General features: G+C 47.2%; 4 protein-coding genes and 1 pseudogene. 2 read left to right on the plus strand and 3 right to left on the minus strand.

The genetic code is table 11. The annotated features are described in order from the left end of the window. The coding region (locus tag BLX24_RS29285) for a CehA/McbA family metallohydrolase domain-containing protein (RefSeq protein WP_510185435.1) at positions 1-1,099 on the plus strand (1,099 nt) is incomplete at its 5' end. 204 nt (positions 1,100-1,303) lie between these two features. On the opposite strand, the gene BLX24_RS29290 is transcribed toward BLX24_RS29285, so the two are convergent. Together BLX24_RS29290 and BLX24_RS29295 are read right to left on the minus strand one after the other, a co-directional pair. After that, a complete protein-coding gene (locus BLX24_RS29290; protein WP_071506774.1) occupies positions 1,304-2,227 on the minus strand; it encodes a ParB N-terminal domain-containing protein in 924 nt (307 codons plus the stop codon). A gap of 11 nt (positions 2,228-2,238) precedes the next feature. Continuing rightward, positions 2,239-3,213: a ParA family protein gene (locus BLX24_RS29295; protein ID WP_229201918.1), complete on the minus strand. Its 975-nt coding sequence runs from the start codon at positions 3,211-3,213 to the stop codon at positions 2,239-2,241. Positions 3,214-4,177: 964 nt separating this feature from the next. On the opposite strand from BLX24_RS29295, the gene BLX24_RS29300 reads away from it, so the two are divergent. After that, a complete protein-coding gene (locus tag BLX24_RS29300; RefSeq protein WP_071506775.1) occupies positions 4,178-5,722 on the plus strand; it encodes a replication initiation protein in 1,545 nt (514 codons plus the stop codon). 81 nt (positions 5,723-5,803) lie between these two features. Here BLX24_RS29300 and BLX24_RS34110 read toward each other — a convergent pair. Further along, positions 5,804-6,061, minus strand: a pseudogene (locus tag BLX24_RS34110) (6-bladed beta-propeller); the annotation flags it as partial.

Consider the following 6,061-nt stretch of genomic DNA (forward strand, 5'->3'; position numbering starts at 1 on the left):
AGGCTATAAAACAATGGCCAGCCATTTCCATAATGAGCATATAATGAACACCGTACTGGCCGGGAAACCGGTGCCCAGAGAACCCAACTTCGTAAACGTGTTCAAAAATGCCGGTGTTAATATTGTCCATCTGGCAGAATTCCACGGCCCCGGCCATCCGAAAGGCCCCGACGAGCAACGGTTACTGGAATTGAAAACACTTTTCAGCGAATGCGAGCGGCTGTCTGATCAGAATTTTCTGTTGCTGCCCAGCGAAGAGCCCAATAACTTTTTTGGCGGCCATTGGCTCGACTTCTTTCCGAAAAATGTCTACTGGATTATGTCCCGAAAGCCCGACATGCCGTTTGTGACCGACGATCCCCGTTACGGCAAGGTCTACCGCATTGCCGATAAACATGATATGCTCAGGTTGCTGGAACAGGAGAACGGCCTGGCCTGGACAGCGCACGCGCGGACGAAAGGGTCCACCGGCTATCCCGATAAGTATAAAGATGAAGCCTTTTATTTGTCTGACCATTTCTTTGGCGCAGCCTGGAAAAACATTCCTGCTGATATGTCGGAGCCGCGCCTCAGTCGCCGGGTTCTTGATCTGATGGACGATATGGCCAATTGGGGGCTCCGAAAGCATGTGATTGCCGAGACCGATATTTTTACCATGGAACCCGAAAACGAAACGTACGCACACCTGAATGTGAACTACCTGCAACTCGATAAGCTACCGGCTTACCGGGATGGCTGGCAGCCGGTTCTTGATGTCATGAAACAGGGCAGTTTTTTTGTCAGTACCGGCGAAGTAATGCTTCCGGTTTTCCGGGTCAACGGTAAGGGAGCCGGAGAAACCTTACAACTGCCGGCATCGGGTAAAGCGGTAATTGATCTGGGCGTGTCCTGGACGTTTCCCCTTACCTTCGCTGAAATCATCTCAGGGGATGGTAAACAGGTATTCCGCGAACGGATCGACCTGACCAATACGCTCCCTTTCGGTAAAAAGCAATATGCCTTTACGACGAACCTCAAAGGAAAAACCTGGGTTCGGGTTGAGGTATGGGATGCTGCCGTTAACGGTGCCTTTACGCAGCAGGTCTGGCTAACCAACTGACCGATCCCGCGATATTTTATGACAAAAAGAAAACGTGGTAAATTTTACCACGTTTTCTTTTTGTCAGCAGACCGGGCGTTAATGTGGTAAAATTTACCACATTTCCAGACAGGATAAGCGCCTCTATTAATGTGGTAAAATTTACCACATTTTTCATTCAAAGGCAGCGGCCGGCATAATGTGGTAAATTTTACCACATTATCTTCATTGCCTATTCTCCTGCAACACCATCAACGCCTGCAAACGGATAATCAGCGTCTGACAAGTCTCTTTCAACGGTATTGAGGTGTTTTTTAACAGATTGGCCATATCAACAATCTGGTCAATCTGTTGGGATATCTGGCTATCCGCCGGCGAAGAATCCGTCGTCTCCATAGCCGCAATACTAACCACATCCGTTGCCAGAACCTGTTTCAATTCTGTTGCAGACTGGATCGGCGTACCTGACGGCGGCGTATCGGCAAGCGTCATCAGATCACTTTTCCGGACTTTTACTTTCCGGGCGAGCACTTCTTTTTTCAGCGGATCAGCCAGGCGGTCGAGGCCCTTTGCATATTGTGCGTCGAGCCGGATGGTTTTAGGGCTAACATTAAACTGAGCGGCCAATACTTCCTCCGTACGCATTTTCAGGGTTTCTGTATCGGGGAATGCCCCTGCCTCCTGATTCGGCCGTCCCGGATTACGTTTCAGGCTGAGATATTTCTGACCACGCAGATAAGCCATTTGCTCGGGCGTCAGATTACGGCGCCCAAGCTGGTTGTCAATCATAAACGTCCGGACGGCTTCCTTGTCCGTAAACTCACGTAGTGCTAGTTTAAAATCCAGCCCATTCCGTTTGCAGATACCATACCGGTTATGGCCGTCGATCAGCACGTAAAGGGGCGTATCCTGTGCGTTGTCGTCCAGCACCGTTTGCGAGGTATGCCAGATTAAAAGCGGCTCACGGCAGCCCTCCCGAATAATATTAGCTTCGAGTTGCTGGTATTCTTCTGTCGTTAGCGGCGGAATCAACGCCTCCAGTTCAGGAATAACCGTAATTTGTTCCTTAATCGATTCCTGCTGCACGAGCGAACCGGTTTCTTTGCGGATTAGGGGTTTCTGCGCAAACTGGCTAAGTGTCTTTTTCATACCCGTTTTTTCTAGTTGTTAACACTTGCCATATACTCATTTGCCAACTGCCGGTAATCGACCGAACCCGGCGACGAGTTGTTATACCGGAAAATATCCATCTGGGCATACTGCGACTCTTTAAGCGCGGCATTCAGACGGATTTCGGTCTGAAACACGTTGAAATTTGCCAGATCCTGCCGTACGGTCTGAATAATTTCCTTGTGCAGCACTAACCGCCTGTCCACACGGGTTAGTACGATCCCATCAATGCGCAGCCGCTCATTAAAGAACTGCCGGATTTCTTCGATAAGCTCAAACAGGTTGTTGACCCCCTTCACGGCCGATGTTTCCGGTTCCAGGATGACCAGGGCGGCGTTTGACGCGATCAGCGCAGAGTTCGTAAACACATTTAATGCCGGAGGGCAGTCGATCAGGATAAAGTCATAATTCGAAAGGAAAGGGGCAAGGGCAGCCCGCAGCCGTAACGCGCCGCTGGGAGAGTGGGTCAGGTCACGCTCATATTTGGCCAGTTCCAGATTGCTCGGCACCAGATCAAAATTGTCCGTTACGGCCAGTACCGGAAGCGGCTGGCTTTGGACCAGTGACTCATAAAGCTGCTGTTCGGGCAGATCAACTCCCAGGCTTTGCGACAGGTTACCCTGTGAATCAATATCAATTACCAGCACCCGGTTACCGGCCATGCTTAGTGCGCGGCCCAGATTAATGGTTGTTGTTGTTTTGCCGACACCGCCTTTGTGATTGACAACTGACACTACATGCGCTTTCCGGTTACGGAACGCCGCTAAGCCGTAATTTTCCAGTACCGGTTCTAAAGCCGTAAGGTGTTTCTGATTAAGGGTTCGTTGGCCTGCCATCGCCTTGGTCAATGTGCTGGCAGGTAATCCGGCCTCTTTTTCAATCGCAGAAACTGATAAAGCCGGTTTTTTGGAAAAAAAGAGTACCGCTTCCTGATGGGTTAGCATATTTTTCGTATTTGATGCCATAAAACTAAGACATCAAACCCATAATCTACTCGTTTTGCCTGAAAAAAGAGACTGAATTACTTAGAGGTATTGCCAGCACGTGCTCAGCAGCAGGCTATCCCTTCTGTTTCCCCCCTTTTACCCTGCCTTCATTGAGGTAACTATAACTTATCTATCACCAACGATATGTAATTACTTCTTCCCCGATTATTACTTCAATGAGTAACATAGCGGTCAAAAAAATAGTAAAATGCTTTTTATGTATAACGGATTTATCACTTGGTCAACAACAAAGGGTTAGCCTTTTGGAAAGCAAGTCAGGTTTCGTACAGCTAAGTGCTTAGCTTTTGTCAGTCATGATGTTCAACTGCTATAACCAATCTATCACACCGGTTCTACCGTCTTTTTTCTATAACCATTCTATCACCACCGCGTAATACGACCGGTTTTTTATCACTTAACGGCCCGTAATCCCTTACAATCAAGTATAACGGAAATATCACGGATTAAAATTCACCCGGGCCCGTCCCTGAACTATTTAACCTAAAAAAAAAGAACAAAAAAAATTTAAAAACAACAACAGAACTCCTTTTGATGTTTTTTTAAATTTTTGTTATTTTTTTGTTTTTTATGTTTTTAAGGCTCAGTAACCATTTGATAATCAATGTATTATAAGGGCAATTATAACCAATCTATCACTGAGCTATAACCAATCTATCACTGAGCTATAACCAATCTATCACTGAGCTATAACCAATCTATCACTGAGCTATAACCAATCTATCACGACTATAACCAACTTATCACCCCCGAAAAATAAGTTATCCACATCCGGTCAAAAGGAGATACTATAACCAATCTATCACGATTAAAAGCAGCCAAAAACGCCGGAAAGCAAACCGGCATGAACTATAAAAAAAAGATTGCGTAAGTTATAGTAATTAGTAGTTTTGTTACCGTTGGTACGCAGAACATTAACGGACACATGGCAAAGGGTAAGTCGGCGAGAAGTAAAAAGGATATTTCGGAAAAATATAGTATCAGAATCCAGGGGGGGAAACACGGCCTGGTTGAAGCGTCCTACAAAATGGATATCATGGAATTCCGGATCTTTGCCACTATGCTGACAATGGTATTGCCTGAAGATCAGGATTTTACGGAGTATGTTATCAGCGTTACGGATATAATCAGGCTGTTTAACCTGTCGAAGAGCGGACAACTGTATGATATGGTACGGTCGGCAGCCGACAAATTACTGGACCGGAAATTTATCATCAATGAGATAAACGAAGACGGGATCGAGTACGAAAATAAAATCAATATGCTGGCGAGTGTGAAAACGCCGGTTAGTAAGAAGTACCAGAACCATATAAAGGTAACCTTCCATCCCGACCTGAAGCCCTACCTGCTGCGACTGCAAAAAGAGTACCTCACAGTCGATGTCAGAAATATTGTAGATATCCAAAGTCCCTACTCGGTTAAACTGTACTTTGTGCTGAAGCACCAGATCAAGCTGGGCAATACGAAAGTAAAGTATTCGTTAGGGCGGCTCCGGCAGATTATGACCGTCGGCGATGATGAATATCCGCTCTATGGCAACTTCAAACAAAAGATTCTCAAAAAAGCGCAGACTGATATAGAAGCGTACACCGACCTGCGGATCAGCGAGATGGAAGAAGAAAAGCAGGGTAGGGCGGTACATGCTGTTATCTTTCATCTGGAAAACAAACAACCGGCCCGCCTGGAGATTGCCCCTCATTCGTCGAAGCCGATTCGTTTACGGAAAATAAAGGATGGCGTGGTGCAGGATATTGATGTGGAAGAGATTCTGCGTCAGGAGAACCATTATGAAGTCCATACCGCGCCGGAAGATGAAATCCGGGTGGTAGATCCGGAAGCGCAGCTGCTGGACCGCGTCAGGCAGTATAAAGTGACAAAGGCCACCGTACAGGACTGGCTGAAGCATTCGACCCTGGAACAAATCGATTTCACGATCGATTATGTTGAGCGGTTGATCAGTTCAGGGACGAAGGTAAAAAACATCGGTGGCTACCTGAATAAGATGGTGAAAACGCCGGGCTTATTCGATTCATTTAAACACCAGCAGGAAGAGCAAGAAACCCGGAAAAAGCAGAAGGAGCAGACGGAGAAGCGCGCCAAAGCGTCGGAGGATTTACAACAGAAACGTGATGAACTGGCCGAAGCCTATCTTGATGCCAAAGTCAATCGTGGCATTGCGCTCTTCGACGAACAGGATAGTCTGGCCCGACAGCTCTTCGATCATATACGGGACAAAGCACAAGCCCCGAAACCATCGTTTATGGAAACGGTAGCCTGGGAAGCGCTTGAAAAAATCATGGATCATGATGTCTGCGCGGAACGGTTTGTGCAGATACTGGAAGGAACAGGCGGTATGACCCTTAAATTCCATGTTCTGGAGGTATTACAACGTATGTTTACCGCCGAGTTTTCGTCTGTAAAGGCTGATTATGAAGCGCAGGCGCGGGGGCTGGGTATGGCTCTCATCTGATGGCATCCGGCAAAGGGGCATTTGCCGGTAAACAAGACCCTGGAAAACAAAGGGGCGGCTTTACCAGAGCCGCCCCTTTGTTTATACTCTGGTTAGCTTAACAGGAGGCGTGTAACCGGCGTTCCACTGACAGACGTACAGATTCTGGTCTTCGTCAATACAAACATCATGACCATGCTGAAAAACCGGTATNGGTTTTATAAACCGGAGCCTGGCCTCCCGGACAGGAAACGACCTTGTTGTCTTTGTCGAGTATGGTTATAAATCCGGAGTTTGCATTCCGGTTACCGGCTTTGTCTTTTGACCAGCACACACCCGCATAGAGGTGCTGACCCGAAA

Source organism: Arsenicibacter rosenii (genome assembly GCF_001870735.1).
GTDB classification, from domain to species: domain Bacteria; phylum Bacteroidota; class Bacteroidia; order Cytophagales; family Spirosomataceae; genus Arsenicibacter; species Arsenicibacter rosenii.

Coding starts and splice junctions, on each gene's coding strand:
- BLX24_RS29290 (WP_071506774.1), bottom strand. CDS start 2,227: ATGAAAAAGACACTTAGCCAGTTTGCGCAGAAACCCCTAATCCGCAAA.
- BLX24_RS29295 (WP_229201918.1), bottom strand. CDS start 3,213: ATGGCATCAAATACGAAAAATATGCTAACCCATCAGGAAGCGGTACTC.
- BLX24_RS29300 (WP_071506775.1), top strand. CDS start 4,178: ATGGCAAAGGGTAAGTCGGCGAGAAGTAAAAAGGATATTTCGGAAAAA.